The organism is Anaeromusa sp., assembly GCF_028691475.1.
Lineage (GTDB): Bacteria > Bacillota > Negativicutes > Anaeromusales > Anaeromusaceae > Anaeromusa.
On sequence record NZ_JAQUZF010000007.1, the window covers coordinates 1 to 21,389 of the forward strand.

19 protein-coding genes and 1 pseudogene are annotated in these 21,389 nt (G+C 53.4%); 11 read left to right on the forward strand and 9 right to left on the reverse strand.

What is annotated here, in order from left to right; genetic code table 11:
- From PHF27_RS02095 to PHF27_RS02110, 4 genes are all read right to left on the reverse strand, one after another.
- Positions 1 to 492 (reverse strand): CHASE4 domain-containing protein (locus PHF27_RS02095; protein ID WP_300065423.1); only part of this gene is annotated, 492 nt, incomplete at its 3' end.
- A gap of 357 nt (positions 493 to 849) precedes the next feature.
- A complete protein-coding gene (cydB, locus tag PHF27_RS02100) occupies positions 850 to 1,857 on the reverse strand; it encodes a cytochrome d ubiquinol oxidase subunit II (protein WP_300065425.1) in 1,008 nt (335 codons plus the stop codon).
- A complete protein-coding gene (locus PHF27_RS02105) occupies positions 1,848 to 3,215 on the reverse strand; it encodes a cytochrome ubiquinol oxidase subunit I (protein WP_300065427.1) in 1,368 nt (455 codons plus the stop codon). The genes cydB and PHF27_RS02105 overlap by 10 nt, the downstream gene beginning before the upstream one ends.
- Positions 3,212 to 3,661, reverse strand: coding sequence for an Rrf2 family transcriptional regulator (locus PHF27_RS02110; RefSeq protein ID WP_300065429.1), 450 nt, complete (start codon positions 3,659 to 3,661; stop codon positions 3,212 to 3,214). The genes PHF27_RS02105 and PHF27_RS02110 overlap by 4 nt, the downstream gene beginning before the upstream one ends.
- Positions 3,662 to 3,924: 263 nt before the next feature.
- Here PHF27_RS02110 and PHF27_RS02115 point away from each other — a divergent pair, with 263 nt between their 5' ends.
- From PHF27_RS02115 to PHF27_RS02125, 3 genes and pseudogenes are all read left to right on the forward strand, one after another.
- Positions 3,925 to 4,338, forward strand: a complete 414-nt coding sequence (locus PHF27_RS02115) for a hypothetical protein (RefSeq protein ID WP_300065432.1) — start codon at positions 3,925 to 3,927, stop codon at positions 4,336 to 4,338.
- Positions 4,305 to 5,084 carry a PAS domain S-box protein gene (locus PHF27_RS02120; protein ID WP_300065434.1) on the forward strand — a complete coding sequence of 260 codons (780 nt, stop codon included), beginning with the start codon at positions 4,305 to 4,307 and terminating at the stop codon, positions 5,082 to 5,084. The genes PHF27_RS02115 and PHF27_RS02120 overlap by 34 nt, the downstream gene beginning before the upstream one ends.
- Positions 5,085 to 5,092: 8 nt before the next feature.
- A pseudogene (locus PHF27_RS02125) lies at positions 5,093 to 5,812 on the forward strand (PAS domain S-box protein); the annotation flags it as partial.
- A gap of 12 nt (positions 5,813 to 5,824) precedes the next feature.
- Here the strand turns inward: PHF27_RS02125 and cheB are convergent.
- The 3 genes from cheB to PHF27_RS02140 form a co-directional block, all read right to left on the reverse strand.
- Positions 5,825 to 6,724 (reverse strand): chemotaxis-specific protein-glutamate methyltransferase CheB, encoded by a 900-nt coding sequence (gene cheB / locus PHF27_RS02130; protein ID WP_300065436.1) that lies wholly within the window; start codon positions 6,722 to 6,724, stop codon positions 5,825 to 5,827.
- Complete coding sequence (locus tag PHF27_RS02135) at positions 6,630 to 8,627, reverse strand: Hpt domain-containing protein (protein ID WP_300065438.1); 1,998 nt, start codon at positions 8,625 to 8,627, stop codon at positions 6,630 to 6,632. Before PHF27_RS02135 ends, cheB begins: the two co-directional genes overlap by 95 nt.
- Before the next feature lie 591 nt (positions 8,628 to 9,218).
- A complete protein-coding gene (locus PHF27_RS02140) occupies positions 9,219 to 10,658 on the reverse strand; it encodes a sigma-54 dependent transcriptional regulator (RefSeq protein WP_300065440.1) in 1,440 nt (479 codons plus the stop codon).
- Between the two features lie 191 nt (positions 10,659 to 10,849).
- Between PHF27_RS02140 and PHF27_RS02145 the strand changes: the two genes are divergently transcribed.
- The 8 genes from PHF27_RS02145 to PHF27_RS02180 all read left to right on the forward strand — a co-directional run bounded on the left by PHF27_RS02145 (position 10,850) and on the right by PHF27_RS02180 (position 18,732).
- A complete protein-coding gene (locus tag PHF27_RS02145; RefSeq protein ID WP_300065442.1) occupies positions 10,850 to 11,341 on the forward strand; it encodes a hypothetical protein in 492 nt (163 codons plus the stop codon).
- Positions 11,325 to 12,101 carry a 6-carboxyhexanoate--CoA ligase gene (locus PHF27_RS02150; RefSeq protein ID WP_300065444.1) on the forward strand — a complete coding sequence of 259 codons (777 nt, stop codon included), beginning with the start codon at positions 11,325 to 11,327 and terminating at the stop codon, positions 12,099 to 12,101. Before PHF27_RS02145 ends, PHF27_RS02150 begins: the two co-directional genes overlap by 17 nt.
- Positions 12,098 to 13,282 (forward strand): 8-amino-7-oxononanoate synthase, encoded by a 1,185-nt coding sequence (gene bioF / locus PHF27_RS02155; RefSeq protein ID WP_300065446.1) that lies wholly within the window; start codon positions 12,098 to 12,100, stop codon positions 13,280 to 13,282. Before PHF27_RS02150 ends, bioF begins: the two co-directional genes overlap by 4 nt.
- 296 nt (positions 13,283 to 13,578) lie before the next feature.
- Complete coding sequence (bioD, locus tag PHF27_RS02160; RefSeq protein WP_300065448.1) at positions 13,579 to 14,301, forward strand: dethiobiotin synthase; 723 nt, start codon at positions 13,579 to 13,581, stop codon at positions 14,299 to 14,301.
- A 214-nt stretch (positions 14,302 to 14,515) separates the two neighbouring features.
- Positions 14,516 to 14,935 carry an ATP-binding protein gene (locus tag PHF27_RS02165; RefSeq protein ID WP_300065451.1) on the forward strand — a complete coding sequence of 140 codons (420 nt, stop codon included), beginning with the start codon at positions 14,516 to 14,518 and terminating at the stop codon, positions 14,933 to 14,935.
- Positions 14,936 to 15,036: 101 nt separating this feature from the next.
- Entirely contained in the window at positions 15,037 to 17,253 is a 2,217-nt protein-coding gene (locus tag PHF27_RS02170; protein ID WP_300065453.1) for an ABC transporter substrate binding protein, read from the forward strand.
- A gap of 59 nt (positions 17,254 to 17,312) precedes the next feature.
- Positions 17,313 to 17,744, forward strand: a complete 432-nt coding sequence (locus PHF27_RS02175; protein ID WP_300065455.1) for a peptidylprolyl isomerase — start codon at positions 17,313 to 17,315, stop codon at positions 17,742 to 17,744.
- 223 nt (positions 17,745 to 17,967) lie between these two features.
- Positions 17,968 to 18,732, forward strand: coding sequence for a TSUP family transporter (locus PHF27_RS02180; RefSeq protein WP_300065457.1), 765 nt, complete (start codon positions 17,968 to 17,970; stop codon positions 18,730 to 18,732).
- Between the two features lie 435 nt (positions 18,733 to 19,167).
- Here the strand turns inward: PHF27_RS02180 and PHF27_RS02185 are convergent, their stop codons facing one another.
- Positions 19,168 to 20,076, reverse strand: coding sequence for a hypothetical protein (locus tag PHF27_RS02185; RefSeq protein ID WP_300065459.1), 909 nt, complete (start codon positions 20,074 to 20,076; stop codon positions 19,168 to 19,170).
- 14 nt (positions 20,077 to 20,090) lie between these two features.
- Positions 20,091 to 21,233 (reverse strand): glycerophosphodiester phosphodiesterase, encoded by a 1,143-nt coding sequence (locus PHF27_RS02190; protein WP_018703950.1) that lies wholly within the window; start codon positions 21,231 to 21,233, stop codon positions 20,091 to 20,093.
- Positions 21,234 to 21,389: the final 156 nt, after the last annotated feature.

Sequence of the window (21,389 nt, forward strand, 5' to 3'; positions counted from 1 at the left end):
CGGTCGCCCATTTAAGATGGCTAAGCCTTTAACGCTCTCTCCTCGGCGCAATTGTTCCTGTAGATCCGGAGAGGCCGCTAACCGCGTCTCCCAGTCTTCTTCAAAGCGCAGCCTCTCTTTTTCTTCCCAATCTCCCAGCAGCGAGCGGCTGTAGCGAATCTTATACGCCGGGTCTAAAAGCAGCATCCACTCTACGCGCAGATTGCTCATAGCGTCCTCGCTCAGGTTATCCCGCTCAAATTTCCGTTCCGACGGCTGCCGGGCGAACTCATACAACTCGTCCCACGGCGCCCAGTCCGCCACCGTAAGGGCCAGACGCTTTTCTTCCGCCGCCCATAAATGCTGGGTCCATTTCTCCTTATCCGCCGTCTGCCGCTCCTCCCAGCGTTCATATTCCGGCGCCCATACCCAATAAGCCGCCATATACATGGCAGCAACAATTAACGCCCCCATAGCCAATTGAGAAAAGGCAATTTTTGTGCCAATGCGCATACTCTCACCTACCTGCCTCAGTATCTTTTCGCCACTCGGCTAAGATCCCGTACCAGCCGGCGTTCTTTACGGTTTGCCGCTATCTTAAGCGCTTAGTAGAATTAAACGTTTTATGAAAATTAGAAAATTATGTTCCTCTTATGAGAATACGATTTTTTTGGGATTTTCCTCCTGTTTTGCGTGTATTCACTGGAAATAAAAGTTATAAATCAAGAAAAAGAAAAACACAGAGCAACCGGACCGCAAAGAGCAACAACGCTGGCTTTAAGCCCCTGCTGCCCTTTGGTCCCTCAGTTACTCTGTGTCAATTTTGCATTCTATTTTCAGCTCTTGCCGAACTGCTTCGGCAGTAGTTCTTTAGTATTCCAAATGGTCATCCACTTTGACCCGCTTCCGGAACACCCAATACGTCCAAGCCTGATAAACCAGCACGATAGGCACCAAGGTCAGCGCCACAACGGTCATGATTTTCAGCGTATACGGCGTCGAAGCCGCCTTGGTAATGGTAATGCTCCACTCCGGGTTCAAGCTGGATACCATCAAGCGCGGGAAGAGCCCTCCAAAAAAGCCAGCTGTCGTAAAAACGATAGCCAAAGAGCTCATTACGAAGGCCCAGCCAAAGCGGCTGCGCAGCGTCAGAACATAGGAAGTCACAAAGGTAAGCACCGCCAAAATCAGCCCGCCCGCTCCAATGGAGCTGCGGAACAAATCGGTGTTGGCGTAGGTCATGCCGACGCAAGCCAAATATACCACCGCCGCCAACAAGCCGCTCTTCAGCGCTGCGCCGCGGGCGCGCGCAATCATCTCGCCATCGGTTTTCAGCGTCAAAAACAGCGCGCCATGGTAAAGGAAAACCAGCAGGAATGCCGCGCCGCCTACCAGTGTATAGGGGCTGAGAAGATCAAAGAAAGTGCCTACATACTGCATTTTCGCATTTAACGGCACGCCTTGGATCAAATTGGTCACCGCTACGCCCCAGAGCAATGCCGGAATGGCGCTGCCGCAGAAAATAGCCCAATCCCAAGTCGCACGCCAAGCAGGCCGCTCGTCCTTGCTGCGAAATTCAAACGCCACGCCGCGGGCGATGAGCGCCATGAGCATCAGAAAAAGAGCCATATAAAAGCCGCTGAACAAGGTAGCGTACATATGGGGAAACGCCGCAAACATCGCGCCGCCGGCGGTAATCATCCAGACCTCATTGCCATCCCAAACAGGACCAATGGTGTTGATAATCACGCGGCGTTCTGCGTCATTTTTACCCAAGAAGGGCAACAGCATGCCCACGCCGTAATCAAATCCTTCCAGAAAGAAGAAGCCAGTGAAAAGCACCGCCACCAGAATGAACCAAAGAGTTGTCAGTTCCATACCGTCGCCTCCTCTGTCCGCCCTTCTTCATCGGGGCCTTTTTTGATGAATTTAAAGACCAGATAGACTGCCGCAGCCGCTAAGAGGCCGTAAATCACCGTAAAGCCAAACAAGGACAACCAGATTTCCGTAGAGGTCACATTCGTAGACACGCCGTCAGCCACTTTCTGCAAACCGATAACAAGCCACGGCTGCCGGCCCGCTTCCGCTACAAACCAGCCGCAGGAATTCGCTACATACGGCAACAGCATGCCTAGCATCGCTAGTTTCAAATACAGCCGCGACGATTCCAGCGCCTCTTTGCGATACAGCCATAAGCCCAGCGCGCCCAGCGCCATCATAGCTACGCCGGCGCCGGCCATAAAACGAAAGGCAAAGAAGAGCGGCGTAACCTGAGGAATGTAGTTGCCAGGTCCATATTTTTGCTCGGCTTCGCGCTGTAAATCTTTAATGCCTTTGACTTCCCCTTGGAACGAGTCGTACGCCAGCAGCGTCAACATGCCGGGCACGCCGATTTCCATGGTATTGCGTTGATTTTTCTCATCCGGAATCACCGCAATCGCGAACGGCGCCGGATCCGCGGACTCCCAAAGAGCTTCCACCGCCGCCAGCTTCATGGGCTGTACTTGCCCCATATACTGCGTCTGCACATGCCCGGTGCCCATAACCGCCAGAGAGCCTGCTAAAAGCACCGCCGTCCCCAGCTTGAAAGAGGGCCGGAAAATTTCCAGGTGCCGGTTGCGCAGCAAATACCAGGCGCTCACCGCTACCAAGAATGCGCCGCCCGTAGTCAAACCGGACAGCACCGTATGGGGAAACTGTTTCCATACATAGGGATTCATCAACAACGCCCCGAAATCGACCATTTCCGCCCGGCCATTCTGCAGGGCATAGCCGACAGGATGCTGCATAAACGAGTTAGCAACCAGAATCCAGAAGGCCGACAGATTGCTCGCAAAAGCCACTAAGGTAATACAAATCGCATGCACCTTCGGCGATAGGCGGTCCCAGCCAAAAATCCACAAGCCTAAAAACGTGGATTCCACAAAGAAGGCGGATAAGGCCTCCATCGCCAAGGGCGCGCCAAAAATATCACCCATAAAACGCGAGTATTCCGCCCAGTTCATCCCGAAGTGGAACTCCTGCACAATACCCGTCACCACGCCAACGGAAAAATTGACCAAAAATAGCTTACCCCAAAACTTCGTCATCCGCTTGTACTCGCTGCGTCCTGTGCGCACCCACTGCCATTCCATCCAGGCCAGCAGCACCGACAAGCCCAAGGTTAGCGGTACAAATAAAAAATGATACGTAGAAGTAATGCCGAACTGCCATCTTGCTAATAAAACCTCAATCATGACTCATCCTCCTGCCTTTCTTTTTTTTGAAATTCCCTCCGTCGCGCCGCCAATGAAGCGAACTCAATTGCATGCAAGGAATCCAGCAACGTTGCCTGCACCCCTTGGAGCGCTTCATGCACCGGACATACGCGACTACAGCCGATTTTACAGCCCTCCGCACTTACAAGGCAGCGAGAAAGCTCCACTGGCCCCTCCATAGCTTCTATTACCTGCAGAAGTGAAACCTCTTCCGGCTGTCGGTTCAAAACAAAACCGCCTTCCACGCCTCGATGAGAACGAACAATCCCAGCGCGATTCAAGAAGCGCATGACTTTGCGCAGAAACTGCACCGGCACTTGTTCCTGCTTGGCGATTTCCTGGCCGCTGACAATGGTTCCCGGCGGTTTTGCCGCCAAATGAAGCACAATGCGAAAGGCATAGTCCGTCGCCTGCGTAAAATGCATGCTTTTTCCTCCTTTGCAGTGTATGTATTCTTTATTCAATACCGTACCGGTACGGTACTATTTACTTGTATAGTATTCTCATTTTTTCTATTTGTCAATCATCATTATTAAATAGCAGGGCCTGTTTTCTATTAGTCAGTCGCCAGCTTAAAAAAGCTTCTTATATTAGATTTGTATTCTTTATAAAATTTTAATTTCTTGCAAGATTTATAGAATAAACATCGAATTATACTAACATCACTCTAAAAAAAGAGGTGTTGACTATGCAGGAAGATTTTCGCCTTCTTTTGCTTGCCGATACTACCCTGGATCGCAAACAGTTAGAACGTCTCCTGTCCAAATATGCGCCTCATATTTGTCTTTATGAACAGTCCTTCTTCGAAAAAAACTCGGATGTTTCTTTCCATGGCGCTCTTGTCGATTATACTTTCAGCACTGCCAGCGGCCTGCCCTTGTGGCAGCATTTTCAAGAACGCCATCCGTACATCCCTTTGATTTTGCTTACGGATGAGACCCTCTGGCCGCAGCAAGCCATCGACGCCGGCATTATCGATTTTGTTCCTAAAAGCGCCGTCTGCAACCCCCATGTACTGCTGCCGCTGCTTCTGAGGCTTCAACACATACACAACACCTGCTGGCGCAAATGCGCCACAGCGAAGCGCAGCGGCATTTGCTGATGGATCAGACCATCGGCGGCATTCTCCTCAGCGATCCTCAAGGCTATTACGTAGAAGCCAATTCTCGCATGTGCGCCATGCTGGGCTACGAAAAAGAGCAGCTCCTCGGTCTGCGGCTGGAAGATTTGACGCCGCCGGAATTGACGGCGCGCTTAGGAGAACTGCGCAGTCCTCTGCCGGCGGGTACGTCCTTGCTCATTGATTGGACGCTTCTGCGCAAGGACGGCACCCACATTCCGGTGGAAATGAAAATTTCCCGCAGCGGCAACCGCTATCTCAGCATCATCCGCGACATCACCCGCCGCCAACGCAAAGATGCCGTATCGGCCTTGCTGCACCGAGTCAATCAAGCCATCTTAAAGGATCAGCCGGTCAAACGCATTTTAAGTATGGTCTGCGAAGAGCTTTTATCAATTTACTCCCTAACGCTCAGCTTTGTCGGCGCCAAGAACGCAGACGGCAACGTCGAACTATGCCAAGCCGCCTGTACTAACCCCGAAGAAATACCCAAGTTGAACATTCGCTGGGATGACACGCCTCAAGGCCATGGCCCCAGCGGCGAAGCGCTGCGCACCGGCAAAACGCAGATGATCAGCTGCGACGACCCGCGTTTTTCGCCTTGGGCGGAACAAGTAAAGCGCTACAGCCTGGAAGGAGCCATTTCCGTCCCTATGTCTTTAGGCAATAACACGGATGGCGTTCTTTGCATTTACGGAAAAAAGGTTATATCTGGAACGAAGAACTAAAAACGGAATTGGAACGAGTCGCCCAAAAAATCACGAACGTCCTGCAGTTTACCCACCACCGCCAGGAAGCGAATCTTCTGCGCTCCGCCTTGCGAGCTACCGCCAACAGCGTCGTCATCACCGATGCCGAAGGAAAAATCTGTTGGCTCAACTCGGCTTTCAGCGCGCTTACGGGGTATTCGGAAGCGGAAGCCTTGGGAGAAAATCCGCGATTTTTACGCTCCTTATTGCAGGACGACTCTTTTTACCAGCATCTTTGGAGCACGATTACCTCCGGTCAGCCCTGGCATGGCGAGCTTATCAATAAGCGCAAGGACGGCAGCTTATATCACGAAGAAATGACCATTACGCCCATCTGGGACGCCGACGCCGCAATTACGCATTTCGTAGCGGTCAAGCAAGACATTACCGCCCGTAAAGAGGCGGAGCTGGCGCTGGAAACATACCGTATGTTTTTCCATAACGCCCGAGATAAAATGTTTCTACTGGATACGAACGGCATCATTATCGCCGCCAATCAGGCCGTTGCTCTTACCTATGGCTATACGGCCGAAGAATTGCAGGGTCTCAGCATCCGCGAGCTGCGCGCGCCGGAAACTCTTGGCGACTGGCCGGAGCAAATAGAGACCGCCCGAACTGCCGATATTCTTTTTGAGACCATGCACAAGAATAAAGACGGCACTACGTTTCCCGTGGAAGTTCGCTCTTGCCAAGCGGTTCTGGATGGCAAGAAGTACCTTTTAAGCATTGTTCGCGATATTAGCGTTCGCAGAAAAGCGGAACAAGAAGCCTGCGAAGCCCAGCAGCGCGCGGCGCAAGCGGAACGTATGGCCCTCATCGGCACTATGGCCGCCGCCATTTTCATAGGCAGCCCGCGGCATGCCAAAGACCACCGACGAAGCCTCGTTCTGCGCCAGCGTCCGTCCCCCGGCTCGCCGCATCTCCGCCATGCCGTCCGCTCCATCGGAGCCCATGCCGGTTAAGATAACGCCAAGGGCATTGCGTCCCACCTGCTGCGACACCGACTTAAAGAGCACATCCACGGACGGACAGTGACCGCTGACATTGGGCCCCTCATAGCACTCCACCAGGTACATGCCGCCGCTGCGGCGCACGCGCATGTGCTTGCCTCCTGGAGCCAAGAGCAACCGCCCGGGCATAACGCGCTCCCCGCCCTGAGCCTCCATAACCTCCATCAGCGCTACATCATTAAGACTAGACGCAAAGCTTTTAGTAAAGCCAGCCGGCATGTGCTGCACAATGACCACGCCCGGCATCGTCGGCGGCAGCATCTTCACAATACGCCGGATGGCTTCCGTACCGCCTGTAGAAGCGCCGATGGCGATGACCTTGTCTGTCGAGTTAGCCAGCGCCCGCTCTTCTTGTCCGGAAACAGGCCGCTGCGCAGGAAGTTGTTTTTTTTGCTGCGCCAGCCGTTTCCAGGCGTCCAGATTGGCCGCCGCCGCCATTTTTACCTTGGCGCGCAGCTCCTTCATCATGGCCCCCAGACCTCTGGCGATATCGGATTTCGGCTTATTCACGAAATCAATCGCCCCCGCCTCCAAGGCCTCCATGGTAATTTGCCCGCCCCGTTCCGTCAGGGCGCTGACCATGATCACCGGCAGCGGATACTGCGCCATAAGACGCCGCAAAAAAACCACGCCGTCCATACGGGGCATGGGAAGCCTGTTTAAGAATGCTGCCGGAACGCAGCATCCGGAAGGAAGGGTTGTTAAAAACCATGGCCTCGGCAATAACCAGCTCGCCCACATAGTCCAGGAGGTGATTCAATTTTTCCACATCCACCCGAATGGCCTGCATCAGCTGGCTGCTTGTTGGATGCTCGCCGCCATTTTTGGGCCCTTCCGCTGCAGCGAGAACCGGTTTGCTTTCCGCTTTGACGCTGCCTTCGCCGCTTGTTTCCGCCGCCTCCTTACCTTGCAAGCCTTGGAGCATCTTTATCAGCGCTCCTTTGGCAGGCAAGTACTCTTTTTCTCCGGAAGCCAGCTTCTCGACGCCTTCGCGCAAGGAATCCACTGTTTTCAACAGAAGAGAGCACTCCGCCGTCTGCGCCGTACGCCCCTGACGCAGCGCTTCCAGCACTGATTCCAATTCATGCCCCACCTCTTCGAGCGGCGCCAAGCCCATAAATCCGGCATTTCCTTTAAAAGTATGCATCACTCGGAACGCCTCGTCCAAGAAAGTCCGCTTGGCGGGCTGCTTCTCCCATTCAAGCAAAGCGGCCGCCGCTTCGCGCAAGTGCTCCAGCGCTTCCGTAGCAAAACGTTCCTGCATTCCCTCTGTCAAGCTTTCTTCATCGGCAATTGCTGCTTCTTCAGCCGCTTCTTGCGCTTCTTGCGGACGCTGCATCCACAAGGCGGTACACTTCACTTCCGCCATGCCGTCGGCATGCTCCACAAGCCCCTGCAGCTCTGTCTGCTCCAAATTGGTCCGATAGACAATCGCCATATCCTCGCTATCTACCTGCTCACAGTGATGCTCCAGCAGATACGGGTCGGGATGGCAATACAGGCTCGCTCCATGTTCTTGCAGCTTGCTTAACAGCATAAACTGCCGCACCTGAGGCATGCATTCCGACGGGTCCGCCTTGGCCCAAACCAAAAACACATGACCGTCGGCATAGGCTTCTGTAACCGCCGGCGGAGCAATGCTTTCGACTTCGACAAAGCAATTAGGCCCATCGGCCATACTCTTATTCCGCTTGAAATCCAGCGCTTCTTGATTATGCTCCTTGGCCATTTTCACCAAAGCCAGCAGATCAAATTGATGCTGCGCCAGTTCATCCATATTGTCATGAGCTACATAGGCCGCGATTTCTTGTTCCATCAAGTCAATGGCTTCTAGAATCAGACTGATGGCATGGCCATCGACGATATGCTCTCCTTTGCGGATCATATCCAGCAAGTCTTCCATCTTATGCGCCAGTTCCGCCAACAGCTCCAGCCCAATCGTCTGGGAGCCTCCCTTGATGGTATGGAAAGCGCGGAACACTTCCGGCACCGCCTCTACGGCGCATCCTTCTTTTTCGTTGCTGATTAGAGAGTCCGCGGCATTAGCCAACAGCTCACACGCCTCGGAAAAGAAAATCCCGTCCAATTCGCCAAATTCCCGATCTACTACCGGCGCTCTCGGCCGTACCGGTCCTTGGGGCACATGACCCTGTTCCAGTTTTTCCTGAATGGCGTCCAATAATTCATAGAGCTTGAACGCATTAAGCGGCTTATACAAGAACGCATAGGCGCCTCCCTTGCGAGAGGCCGCTGCCAGTTCTTCATTGCCGTAACCAGTAATAATAATGACTACCGCGTCTTCCCGCCGCTTCCGGATGGCCTCCAGCACCTCCAGCCCATTGAGCTGAGGCATGCTAAAATCCGTAAGCACCACGTCATGCACCGCCGGATCATAGGCGGCCAGGGCCTTAACCGGATCCTGAAAGGCATCGCATTCGCTGCCCCTCGTTTCAATGCAGTCTCTAAGCGACTCCAGACTGCCCTGATCGTCATCGATGATCATGACTCGCATCTTCATCCCCCCTTTGCACCGCTGAAACCAAACTGGTTCCTGCCTTAAAACAAAGCAAGGAGCATGCCAAAAGGCATACCCCTTGCTTTTCCTTGTTTAAATGAAATTGACCGCTTCGCTAAACAGCTTTCTGCGTCAATTTGACGCACTTGCCTGCCGCAAATTGACGCAGTGGCGCATTTTGGGGAAGATACGAAGAGAACAAGGATCAAAATTGAACAGGAGTAGAGGGAGTAAAGTGAGGGCTCGAAAAAGAGGGTACGTTTCACACAGAATAGAGAAAGAGTTTAGAGATTAGATCAAAACCTAAATCTAATCCCCGAAGAGATTGCCGCGCTGCGCTCGCAATGACATCCAAACCAGCCTATCCCGTCGTTGCGAGGAGCGTAGCGACGCGGCAATCTCCCTGCCAATATTCTCTATCATACCCTCCCTTTACTCACTCTACTCTTGTTAAAAACCGTATCCCGCAACCCTCCTGCGGCCCCTCTATGGATGTCGGTTGCCATGCCATCCATAGCGCAACCGACCCTAGGCGCATCCAGCGCCGTCGCCGATTCTCTTGTTCAATCTCCGTGCCTGTCCTTTGTTTCAGCTTCTCTTGAGCATGCGTGTTACCGTCGAGCGGCTAACCCCCAAAAGGCGCGCCGCCTCCTGCTGATTGCCCTTGGTGTCGCGCAGCATGCGCTCTAAAATCAGCTGCGCATATTGCTCTAGCTGCAGCCCCGCCGCTGGCGGCGGCAACGTCAGCCAGGCGGCTTCCGAAGGTCCTGCTGTGACTTCTTGCTGCGGCCGTTGGCTGGCCCTTAGCTGTTCCGGCGTCACGACCTCGCCGTCGAACATGAACACCACCCACTCAATTACATTGCGCAGCTCCCGGACATTACCCGGCCACTCCCTGCCCGCCAGCCAGGCGGCAGCCTCGGCGCTGAAGCCGCGAAAATGCTTGCCCCGCTGCCGCACGCTTTCCTGCAAAAACGTCAGGCTCAGCGGCAAAATATCTTCCCTCCGTTGACGCAGGGGAGGAATGTACAAATGCCCCAGCTGCAAACGATAATAAAAATCTTGCCGAAACTGACCGCTTTCCACCTGTTCCTTAATGCGGGCGTTCGTAGCACAAATCACGCGAGCGTCGCTGGTCAGCCGCTTGAGCCCTCCCACACGGTAGTATTCCCGTTCCTGCAGCAACCGCAGCAGCTTCGCCTGATGCTCCGGCGGAAGTTCCGCCACTTCATCTAAAAACAGCGTCCCCCCTGCAGCTGCATCTACCTTTCCTTTGCTCCCTTTAACACTGCTGCCGGTAAACGCGCCCGCCTCATACCCGAACAGTTCGCTTTCAAACAACGCTGGCGTCAGAGCCGCGCAGTTTACCGCCACAAAAGGCCCGCCGCCGTCTCCTTGCGAACCGTAATGAATCAGTCGCGCCAAAACTTCCTTACCGGTTCCGGTTTCTCCTTCAATGAGCACGGGCAACGAAGGGTCGGCATGATACTTTTCCGCCAAATCCGCCAAAAAGGCCATCGCCGGCGACACAAAGCAAGGACGATTGCCTTCGACCTGAGCCAGTTTTTTCTTCAATCGCTGCAGTTCCTGCCGAGTTTCGCCCGTCGCCTCCTGAACCGCCGCATCAAAGCGACTCGACAAATGGCGATTTTCCCGTCGCAACGCCTGATGCTCGCCTACCCGCTCGGCGATCGCCGCCAAATCCGCCGCCGCCAGCGGCTTAAGCAAGTAATCATACGCGCCGGCGCGCAAAGCCTCCAGAATCAATTCCGGCTGCCTGTCTCCAGTCATCAAGACCACATCGCTGCGCCACCCGTCCGCCAGCGCCTTCAAACGCCGCGTCATTTCCACGCCGCTCAGCCCCGGCATATGAATATCCGCCAATACCAAGGGGAAATCCGCTTGCTCCCATTTCCCCAATGCTTCTTGCGCTTCTGCGCATTGGACTACTTCATGCCCCAAATCTTGAAGAAACTGCGCCGCTGTATGGCGGCTGTCCTGATCGTCATCAAGCAGCAATATCCGCATGATTCGTCCTCCTGCCTTAGAACGACTTTTGTTGTTTAATTCTCCTTTTCCCGTCAAATCCCTTTATCTGCCAATCGCTTCTTGGCATCCTCTCTTCTTAATTCCTGGTGTCTTTACGTATTTGCGCAAAACTGCTATACTTTTCTTGTTAACCATTATTTATTTTTGGTTTACGAAGGAGTTGTCAGCTTATGCCGATTCGTTTTTTAACGGAAACCGCTCTTTTAGGAGCGCTGATTACCATCACTGGCGCTATCAAACTGCCCGGTCTGCTTCCTGGCACGGAGTTTCAGCTTTCCGCCCCGCTGGCGGTAGCCATCTGCGCCGCGTTCGGTTTTAAAAAATACATAATCGCCGGCGTCCTTTCCAGCGCCGTCGGTCTGCTCCTGGGTACCCAAACCTTGTTCAACGTCTACGTTGCTATGATCTTCCGACTGGTTGTCGGCGGCGTGCTCGCCTGCGGCGGCACGTCCTGGTTCGCGGTGCTTCTGGCAGGTCCCCTTGGCTCAGCAGCAGCTCGTCTTTCTTTGGCGCTTTTCCTGGGGCAGGCCGCCTGGCCGCTTTTGGCCGCCGCTCTGCCTGGCATGGTTTATACCGCCATCGCCGCTTGGCCGCTGACGCAGCTTTTACGCCGGGTCCGCAGCCAATGCGAAAGGAGCGTGCGCCATGCATTTCAGCGTTAGAATGCGCGCCGCCCAAGGAGGCGCCCATGAAAACGGCGGCCGCCATATTTCCGGCGCCGAACGGCTCATTCCGCGAGAACTCCTCCTCGAAACTACGCAGGCCATGGTGCAACGCGCCTTAGAACACAGCCGAGGCAACGCCGACTTCATCCGCCTCACCGTCGAAGCCGTCGCCCCCAACGCTTGCCTAGCCATCCCTCTTCTGCCTTGGCAAACCAATGAAAGCACCAGCGTGGCAAACAGCCGCCGCTTAGCACTGCAAGCCTTAAGCCAAGCCGGCGTCAGTGAAAAAGCGGCTGTCAAAGGTCTTTTCGCGTTAAGCGAACTGCCTGACAGCCTGCGGGGCGCCATGATTTTGTCAGCCGCCACCGGCGAACGCTTGGATACTACAGAAACCAGAGGCGTCCGTGTTTCCCGGATGGACCTAGACGCTCAATCTGACGCGCTGTCTTGGCTGCGCCAACAAGGCCTGGACGGCGAACACCCCCGAGAAGCTATGGTGTTGGCGGCCAAGGTAGCCGCCGCCCCTGGCATGGTGGCGGAACTTTGCTGGTCCGATGACCCGGAATATACCACAGGCTATGTAGCCTCGCCCCGCCACGGCTATATACGAATTCCCTGCTTAAAAGAAAAAAACAGCCCCAACGGCGGCCGGGCGTTCTTTGTCTCCCCCGACGCCGATCTTGCGGCCTTGCAGCATTTCTTAGAAGAACAACCTGTTTTAGTGCAAAATCGGCCACAGAAAGGACAAGCCTCATGAACCATCTTACCCAAGCTTTAGACGAACTGCGCGACGCGCATTTGCTGCGCCGACGCTCCACTTGCGAGGCCATTGACGCTACTCATGTCCTCTATAACAACCAACCATGCTTGCTGCTGGCCGGCAACAGCTACCTGGGTCTAACGCACCATCCGGCCGTCCAAAACGCGGCGGCGGCTGCTGCCCTGCAATACGGCACTGGTTCCGGCGGCTCTCGCCTGACCACTGGCAGCCACGCTCTCTACAGAGTTTTGGAAGCACAATTAGCCGCCTTTAAGCACAGCGAAGACGCACTCGTTTTTTCCAGCGGCTACGCCGCCAACGTAGGCGTCCTCTCCGCTTTAGGCCGCACGAAAGATGTCTTCTTCAGCGACGCCCTCAACCACGCCAGCCTCATTGATGGCTGCCGCCTGTCCAAAGCCGCTACTGTCATCTACCGTCACAACGATATGGCCCATCTTGAAGAACTCCTGGCCCAAACGCCCTGCGTCGGTCAGCGCTATCTGATCAGCGACGGCGTTTTCAGCATGGACGGCGACATAGCGCCCCTGCCGGAGCTGGTTGCCCTCGGAAAGCGCTACTCTGCGGAAATCATTCTTGATGACGCCCACGCTACTGGCGTTTTAGGCCCGGGAGGCGCCGGCACCGCCGCGCATTTCGGCCTAGAAGGAAGCGTCGCCATACAGCTTGGCACCTTGAGCAAAGCCTTAGCCAGCGAAGGAGGCTTTGTCTGCGGTAGTAAAACACTCATTTCTTACCTGCTCAACCAAGCCCGCTCGTTCATCTTTTCCACCGCCCTGGCGCCAGCCACCGTGGCCGCTACCACAGCTGCTTTGCAACAATTGCAGCAGCAGCCGGAGCTGGTAACACGCCTGCAAAGTCATGCGCATCTGCTGCGCCAGGAACTGCTGCAAAACGGTCTAGAAGTACTCCCCGGTGAGACGCCAATCATCCCCATTCTCACTTACGATGCTGCAGCCACGATGGCCTTGGCGGAAGCCTGCCTGCAAGCAGGCCTTTTGGTTTCCGGCATCCGTCCGCCCACAGTGCCTCATGGCGAAAGCCGCCTGCGCCTCACCGTCTGCGCCGCCCACAAGCCGGAGGAACTGCGCCAGGCCGCGCAAAAAATCGCCTTAGCTGCAAAAAAGGCAGGAACGAAACACCAAAAAATACGGAATTAGTAAACAAGAGTAGAGGGAGTAAAGGGAGGGCTACGAGGAACGGCATTATATTGGAGGAGATTGCCGCGCTAGCGCTCGCAATGACACTAAGCGTCAGCCCTGATACTTATACGCTCCGGCTTTTCTCTGTTACTTTTCCATGTCCCTTTTTCTCTCTTACATACCCTCCATCTACTCCCTTTACTCCTGTTCAAATGCCGTACTCCGTAACCCTCTGTCGCATCCTCCCTTGACTCCCGCGACTCTTGTTCAAAGCCCGTCTTTATCTCAAAATCTGCATCCAGGAGGTTTTACATATGAAAGGATTTTTTATTACCGCTACAGGCACCGATGTCGGCAAAACCGTAGTCACCGCAGCGCTGACTTGCGCGCTGCGTCAGCAAGGTTTTTCTGTAGGCGTAGCCAAGCCGGCCGCATCCGGCGCTGTCCGCCAAGACGATGGTTCGCTGCGCTCGGAAGACGCCAGCCTTTTAATGGCTGCCGCTGGCTTAGACGAAAGCTGGCGTGACACCGTCAACCCCTATTGTTTGGAAGCCGCCCTGGCGCCAGCCACCGCAGCAGAACTAGAAAATGTCACCATCGAGCCGTCGTTGCTGCTGGAACGAATTGGACAGATAGCTGACGCCCATGACCTGGTTTTGGTGGAAGGCGCTGGCGGTCTGACGACACCTCTTTGCGAAGAATATTTGATCTGCGATCTGGCAAAGGCCTTGCAGTTGCCCTTGCTGATCGTAGCGCAAGCCACTTTAGGCAGTGTAAATACAGCTCTCCTTACCGCCGCTTACGCTAAAAGCCAAGGCCTGCATACGGCGGCTCTGCTGCTAAACCGTTGGCCGGCTCAGCCAAGCGTCTTAGAAGAAAGCACCGTCGCCTACATGAAGCGCTTAACGGGCCTGCCTGTCTGGTCCTTCCTGCCGGACATTCCGAGCCTGAATATGACCGACGCCTCCTTAGGCGAGCTTCCCCGCCTAGCCCCAGCTGCCTTTGACATGGACGCCTTGCTTGCTTATTTGGAGTAGTTTGAACAAGAGAATCGGAGAACCTGAGGGTATGCAAGAGGACTATAAATTTATTTTTAAAATTTCCGTACCCTCTGACGTTCCCTCAGATTACTCTGGTCACTCTTGTTACGTTCCCAATTTATTATGGAAAATAAATTAATCCGCAGCAGGATTTGTTGTAACCTATAGAGAATTTTTGCTCAGTGAGAAAAAGAAGCTCAGGAGTGAATCCATGGAAAGCATGCTGTTTATGGTCCATCATACCGACGATCTGCCTCTTATCCGGCAGCAGTTGCAAAAATTACTGCAAAATTTACTAGGATTGCAAAGCGCGTTATTCGAAGTAGCAGTCAATGAAGCTTTGAAAAATGCTCTGCGCAGCAGCACCCAGACTTATGGCGAACCCCTGGTGCGCATTCGCGTATCCCTCTTAGGGCAAGCTTATATCTCCGTGCGAATTCTCGATTACGGCGATGGGTTTCCAGGAAACACCATTTTACGCAGTCTGCCCCCGAAAACTCCCTTTGAGAGCATTCCTGCGGATCTCCCCGAAGACAACATGAGCCTTCATTTAATGCGCGCCGCTACCGACCATTTAACCTTTAACCACCTAGGAAATGAAATATTAATGATCAAGCACTTGCCAAATTAGGCCATTTAACCGCTTTCTTTTCATAAGAGAAAGCGGTTTTTTTCGCAAAAAGCCATTTCGCGTATCCGTCTCGTCGTGATCTTGAATAAGGAGGCTTTCCAATGCGTCTATACTTGATTTTATCGCTTTTTCTTTGCTATCTTTTCGTTCTTCCCGCCACCGCCGCCGCGGAACAACGCATTTTGGTATTGCAATCCTATCATCCCGGCTTTGTCTGGTCGGATCGCATCAACCAGGGCATTTTAGATACAATCCCACACAATATCATTGTGCAAATCGAATACATGGACACCAAACGTCTCAATACGCCGGCTCATTTTGCCAATCTGAAACAATTCTGGAAGCAAAAATTCCAAGGGTTTCAGTATGACGCCGTGATTACAGTCGATGACGAAGCTCTTCTTTTCGCCAAAACCTATCGGCAATCGCTTTTCCCGGATGCGCCCATCGTCTTTTGCGGCGTCAACAACATTCTGCCGGAAAGTCATCTGCCTGCCGATAATGTCACTGGCATTATGGAAAGCGTGGATATTGCAGGTACGGTTGCCGTCGCTCAAAAATTGCAGCCTCAAGCCAAAGAATTGCTTGTCGTCAGCGACCAAAGCCTCTTCGGACAACAAGCGCGGCAGATGCTAGAACAATCTTCAGATATACGAAACAGCCGCTTAACCATTACGTACCTGCACGACCTGCCCTTGGCGGATATTTTAACACGCATTGCCGCCGCCTCTACTGACAGCATGGTTCTAAATCTTCCCTTCCATCGCGACGCGGCAGGAAAACAATACCAGTCTGATGAAGTCACCGCTCGCATCAGCGCCGCCAGCAATGCGCCTGTTTATACTCTTTGGGAACATGATATGGGACAAGGCGTTGTCGGCGGCCATGTGCTCAGCGCTTACGTCCAAGGACAAACAGCCGCGAATTTGGCTCTGAAAATTCTTCAAGGCGCCCGTGCGTCCGACTTACCCATCATTACCGATCCTCCACGCACCTATTTGTTTGATTACCGCCAGTTGCAACGCTTCCGCTTTGCCGAGTCTGCTTTGCCGCCGGAAAGCGAGTTTCTCTATAAGCCCTTGTCTTTCTATGAACAATATCAGTCACTGGTTTTGAGCACCTTGTCGGTTTTCGCCCTGCTGATTCTGGCAGTGCTCACGCTCTGGCACCTCAATGTCAGCCGTCGCCGTGAATTGGAAGCCGTACATAAGCTGGCTCTTGTCGTCGAAAGCAGCGACGATGCTATCATCAGCCGCAACCTTCAGGGCATGATTACCAGTTGGAACAGCGGCGCTACGCGCCTTTTCGGCTATACCGCCGAAGAAGCCATCGGCCAGTCCATGCGCATCATTATCCCCGATGAACTTTTGGAAGAATGGAAAAGCAGCGCTTCCCAACTAGATCAAGGCTTGAAGGAAGATCACAACAAAGGTCTGCGCCGCCATAAAGACGGCCATCTGCTAACCGTACTTAAGACCGCCTCTCCCTTGTATTCTCCAGAAGGCTATCCTATGGGCGCTTCTATTATCTACAAGGACATTTCGCAGCTAGAAACGGCCTACGAGGAAATCCGCACCTTAAATAGCGAGCTAGAAGATCGCGTTGCTAAACGCACCGCGGCGTTGGAAGCAGCCAATCAAGAATTAGAAGCCTTCAGCTACTCTGTCTCGCACGATCTGCGCTCTCCCTTGCGCAGCATCGACGGCTTCAGCCTGGCTCTTTTGGAGGACTACAGCGAACACCTGGACGATACGGGCCGCGATTATTTGCAGCGTCTGCGCGGCGCCAGCCAGCGCATGGGACAGCTGATTGACGACATGCTTCACCTGGCGCGCATCAGCCGCACCCAAATGAATCTGGAAAAAGTGAACTTAAGCGAATTAGCGTTTCAAGTATTGACGGAACTCCAGCAGCAGGAGCCGCAGCGGCAGGTGGAAATCCGCATTGAGCCGTCTTTGATGGTTTTGGGAGATATGCCGCTTTTGCGCATCGTCCTGGACAATCTTTTAGGAAACGCCTGGAAATTCACAGGTAAAACAACACAGCCAAGCATCGAATTCGGCTGCCGCCAGGATCAGGAGACCGGGGAGCTCGCTTTCTTTGTCCGTGATAACGGCGCTGGCTTTGATATGGCTTACGCCCATAAGCTTTTTGGCGTCTTCCAGCGTCTTCACCACGCCAAAGAGTTCAGCGGCACCGGCATCGGCCTGGCTACGGTCAACCGCATCATCCACCGCCATGGCGGACGTATCTGGGCGGACAGCCAAGTCAATCAAGGAGCCACATTCTTCTTCACCATAGACACGGAAAGCAAGTGACCACTCCTGACATACATGATATAATGAATACGATTACGAAAGAAAAGAGGGATATCTCCATGAAAAAAGCAACTATCGAAATGGATCGCGGCACCATTACTATTGAATTATTTGAAAAAGAGGCTCCCGGCACGGTAGCCAATTTCACCAAACTCATCAGCGAAGGCTTTTACGACGGCCTGAGCTTCCACCGGGTCATCCCCGGCTTTGTCGCCCAAGGCGGTTGCCCCAACGGCAACGGCACTGGCGGCCCTGGCTACACCATTCCCTGCGAAACCGCGGGCAATCCTAAAAAGCACGTACGCGGCGCATTATCCATGGCTCATCGCGGCCCCAACACCGGCGGCAGCCAATTCTTCATCGTTTACGAACCCCAGCCGCATCTGGACGGCTTGCATACCGTCTTCGGCCAAGTCATTGACGGCATGGACCTGGTAGATGACATCGTCCCCGGCGACCGTATGAATAAAGTCACCGTTATCGAAGAGTAAAACCCTACTTTACGACTATATATGTTCTTTCTGTTTTAAAAAAAGAAACCTATGCTTTCAGGAACACTTTAGCAAGGCATACTATTTTTTGTCAGTCTAGGAAGAAAGCCGCAGGCATAGCAGCGCTATGCCGAGGTTTTCAGAAGGCGTCTGACCAAAAAAGATACGCGTTGCCGTGAGTTGTGCCTAAAGCAGAGGTTTCTTTAATTAAGGAGGCGCTTTTATGGACTTCCCCAGCGGCGATCTCATCGCCTTGCTGGTTGTGGCCGGCTTCTTCTCTGCTTTCGTCGACTCCGTCGTCGGCGGCGGCGGCCTTATTTCCTTGCCGGCGCTGCTTTTAACCGGCCTTCCTCCGACTATGGCGCTGGGTACCAATAAGATGGCCAGTTGCATGGGCAGTTTGACCAGCAGCCTTTCTTTTTTGCGTTCCGGCAAAATCGATATGAAGTTGGTCAAGTATCTCTTCTGGCTTTCCCTTGTCGGCGCCGCCTGCGGCGTGGTCACGGTCCAGCAAATTCCCTCTCAGTTTCTGCGTCCGTTAGTGGTGGTGCTTCTGATCGGCGTCTCCATTTATACGATCTTTCGCAAAAATTGGGGCAGTGAAAACACCTACCGCGGCTTAACGCGACGCATGTTTATCCTGAGCTGCATCGTCGCTTTTAGCATCGGCTTTTATGACGGCTTTTTCGGACCTGGCGCTGGTTCGTTTTTCATGTTCGCCTTTTTGATGATCGGCTTTGATTTCGTCACCGCCGCCGGCAATGCCCGGGCGCTCAACTTTGCCAGCAACATCGCTTCGGTCATTATGTTTGCGCTGTACGGCTCTATTGCTTATGCGTATGCACTGCCAATGGGTATCGCGATGATCCTCGGCGCTCTGGCCGGTACGCGTTTGGCCATCCGCAAGGGCGCAGCCTATGTACGCCCGCTCTTTCTCAGTGTTGCTGCCGTCATGATCGGCAAACAGGTCTGGGACCTGCTGCATTGAGTACAGGGGACGAATATTGAACAGGAGTAAAGTGAGTAGAGTGAGGGTACGAAGGAGGACTTCGGAGCCGAATTTTGAACAAGAGAATCGGCGACGGCGCCGGATGCGCCTAGGGTCGGTTGCGCTATGGACGGCGTAGCAACCGACGTCCGCTAAAGGGTACGCAAGAGAAAGAATGCTGAAGCTATTGTCCCCCTTGCCAAAGGGGGACGGCCCGCAGGGCCAGAGGGATTTTTGCGAGGCGCGCGGAAATCTTGTCTCAAATACAGTTATGCCGCCGTTTACACTTTTGAAAGCCCCTTTCGCGTGTTTCGCGGTTCGTTCCCATCGTATCTCTGATTTATTATCCAACCGCGAAAATCGCGAAAAGCACGAAAAAAAAATAACCCCGGCAAGCCTCTTACCAGAGGTCTGCCGGGGTATTTTTATAGGTTCTTATTTAGCTGCGTGCGGGGTCATTTTATAGCGGTAAACTTCGGAGATTTCCCGGTCATAACCAGGGTAGAGGCCTTTGCCCATGCCCAGGACGATCCGAGCGCCGCGGTTGAAGTGCACCAGCAATTCGCCGGTTTTGGGGTCCATGGTCAGGCCTTCAATCTCGCCCTGTTTTTTCACTTCAGTGAAGGTTTTTTCCTGAACTACGCTGGCGTAGGACTTGTCGGTAATATTCACCCGGTAGAGATGATCCGGCTCTTCCAAGTCGGCAGTGCCATCATCGGCGGTCAGGTACAGATTTCCTTTCCAGTAGAAAACGCCCTGCACCCATTGGGGAACCGGCTGGAGATGCACCTTACGCAGGAATTTTCCGCTGTCCAGGCTGTACTCGTAGAGATAACGTCCGCTTTCTTCGCCCACCCAGGAGCACATCCAAACGCTGCGTTTATCCGGGTCTACGGTAATGCCGGATACTTCTTCCTGGCCGCTGGAAGGCTCAAAGCGGAAGGTCCGCTTCAACTTCAGCGTTTTGGCGTCATGAATGGCAATCTGAATGTCTTTGCCTACGCCGTCCATGAAGTTTTCAGCACTAACAAAGATTTCTCCGTCCAAAACATCGATATCGCCGATGTGATTAGACGGAATGGAATACCCTTCAAAGGGAGTTTCATTAGTCTGCAGCAAATTCCCCTTCTTGTCGTACTTGTAGAGAGCCTTGCTGCCGCTGACATAATAGAACTCGCCGTCCGTGCAAACGCCTTGGCGTCCTTTGACTTCAAAAGAACCAACCAGAGTATAGTCATACTTGGGCAAAAACTCAGCATCCTTCACAGGAGCTTCCTTGGCCATACCCACGTTGGCCAGCAGCGAGACGCCCAAAGCAAGCGCCGCAATCCATGCTTTCTTCATGCTTTTGCTCCTCCTTAGTGAGACGCGTCAGCGCCTCCTTTAGCTTTTTTCACTTCCACTTTGTTAATGGCCGTGCCAGTGGAATATTTCATGCCCTTAGGCGCCGGCGTCGGCTCCGGAACGGCAATGCCTTTTTTAATCAGCACATCCCGCAGCACCCAGGGCTGGTCGCTGATGATACCGTCAACGCCCATAGCCAGGAGCATTTCCATGTCCTTGGGCGAATTCACCGTCCAGGGAACCACTTTCATACCCAACGCATGCGCTTCATCAATCAAGTCCGGCGACAATTCTTTAAAGTATGGCGAAACTACGTCGGCGCCAATTTCTTTAGCCGCTTTTACATAGTCTCCTTTAAAGTCATTGATATTTAGCCCGCCTAAATGAGGCGAAGGCGCCTTTTCACCAATGCGCAGGTACATGCCTCCCTTGCCCCAGCTTGGCTGCTCGGAAGACAGCGCCACCAGCGTCAACTCCGGCGCAATCGCTTTCATAGCCTTCAGCGTACGCCAGTCAAAGGACTGAATGGTTACGCGGTTTTGCATATTATATTTTTTGACTACTTCATATACTTTTTCCACAAATACATCTGGATCCGGGCTGTTTGCATAGTACGGATCTTCCGGATCGGCGTAGGATTTAGTTTCAATGTTGAAAATCACTTTTTTATTGCCGTAGGCGTTTGCCAGCTCAAAAACCTGCTCTAACGTAGGCATTTGAGCGCCAGGCGTAGCAATCTGCGTCTTGCCGTGCAAGTCGTAATAACCGCCCGCAGCGGGATTCATGACGCCCAAATCGTACTGCTGCACTTCCACCAAGGTCATTGTACGAATATCAGGCGCGCCTTGCTTGGGCGCATACTGTCCGTCCGGACCTTTAGCCAGCATCCAATTCATCACCGGATTGTGGCTGATGACCAGGCGGCCGTCTTTGGTCAGCTGCATATCCATTTCTAAGGTTGTAACACCCAATTCCATGGCATACGCAAAAGCATAGAGAGTATTTTCCGCCCGTGCGTCCCGTCCGCCGCGGTGAGCCTGCAGATCAAAGCCGTTGACGACCGCTTTGGCCGCTACATCGGTTGCCGGCAACCCCGCCACCATAAATGCCGCCAGTGCTCCAGTCAGTAAAAAACGTTTCCAACCTTTTCCCATCATTTCTTTTGTCACACTCCTTAGGTTATTTTAGTATGTACAGAAAAGAGTTGTTTTAATTATCTCACTGTTGCGACGATGCCACCAGAAGAAGACTTCTGGCAGTTTTATCAGAATAATTCCTACTTTCTTGCGATAACATAAAAGCGACTGCTTTCA

What these genes read in the sequence shown, in the direction of transcription:
- PHF27_RS02110 (WP_300065429.1), bottom strand. Translation starts at nt 3,661, where the DNA reads ATGCATTTTACGCAGGCGACGGACTATGCCTTTCGCATTGTGCTTCAT.
- PHF27_RS02120 (WP_300065434.1), top strand. Translation starts at nt 4,305, where the DNA reads ATGCGCCACAGCGAAGCGCAGCGGCATTTGCTGATGGATCAGACCATC.
- PHF27_RS02140 (WP_300065440.1), bottom strand. Translation starts at nt 10,658, where the DNA reads ATGCGGATATTGCTGCTTGATGACGATCAGGACAGCCGCCATACAGCG.
- PHF27_RS02105 (WP_300065427.1), bottom strand. Translation starts at nt 3,215, where the DNA reads ATGATTGAGGTTTTATTAGCAAGATGGCAGTTCGGCATTACTTCTACG.
- PHF27_RS02175 (WP_300065455.1), top strand. Translation starts at nt 17,313, where the DNA reads ATGAAAAAAGCAACTATCGAAATGGATCGCGGCACCATTACTATTGAA.
- PHF27_RS02135 (WP_300065438.1), bottom strand. Translation starts at nt 8,627, where the DNA reads ATGCGAGTCATGATCATCGATGACGATCAGGGCAGTCTGGAGTCGCTT.
- PHF27_RS02150 (WP_300065444.1), top strand. Translation starts at nt 11,325, where the DNA reads ATGCATTTCAGCGTTAGAATGCGCGCCGCCCAAGGAGGCGCCCATGAA.
- PHF27_RS02170 (WP_300065453.1), top strand. Translation starts at nt 15,037, where the DNA reads ATGCGTCTATACTTGATTTTATCGCTTTTTCTTTGCTATCTTTTCGTT.
- PHF27_RS02185 (WP_300065459.1), bottom strand. Translation starts at nt 20,076, where the DNA reads ATGAAGAAAGCATGGATTGCGGCGCTTGCTTTGGGCGTCTCGCTGCTG.
- PHF27_RS02165 (WP_300065451.1), top strand. Translation starts at nt 14,516, where the DNA reads ATGGAAAGCATGCTGTTTATGGTCCATCATACCGACGATCTGCCTCTT.
- PHF27_RS02190 (WP_018703950.1), bottom strand. Translation starts at nt 21,233, where the DNA reads ATGATGGGAAAAGGTTGGAAACGTTTTTTACTGACTGGAGCACTGGCG.
- bioD (WP_300065448.1), top strand. Translation starts at nt 13,579, where the DNA reads ATGAAAGGATTTTTTATTACCGCTACAGGCACCGATGTCGGCAAAACC.
- PHF27_RS02180 (WP_300065457.1), top strand. Translation starts at nt 17,968, where the DNA reads ATGGACTTCCCCAGCGGCGATCTCATCGCCTTGCTGGTTGTGGCCGGC.
- cydB (WP_300065425.1), bottom strand. Translation starts at nt 1,857, where the DNA reads ATGGAACTGACAACTCTTTGGTTCATTCTGGTGGCGGTGCTTTTCACT.
- PHF27_RS02145 (WP_300065442.1), top strand. Translation starts at nt 10,850, where the DNA reads ATGCCGATTCGTTTTTTAACGGAAACCGCTCTTTTAGGAGCGCTGATT.
- bioF (WP_300065446.1), top strand. Translation starts at nt 12,098, where the DNA reads ATGAACCATCTTACCCAAGCTTTAGACGAACTGCGCGACGCGCATTTG.
- cheB (WP_300065436.1), bottom strand. Translation starts at nt 6,724, where the DNA reads ATGGCGCAGTATCCGCTGCCGGTGATCATGGTCAGCGCCCTGACGGAA.
- PHF27_RS02115 (WP_300065432.1), top strand. Translation starts at nt 3,925, where the DNA reads ATGCAGGAAGATTTTCGCCTTCTTTTGCTTGCCGATACTACCCTGGAT.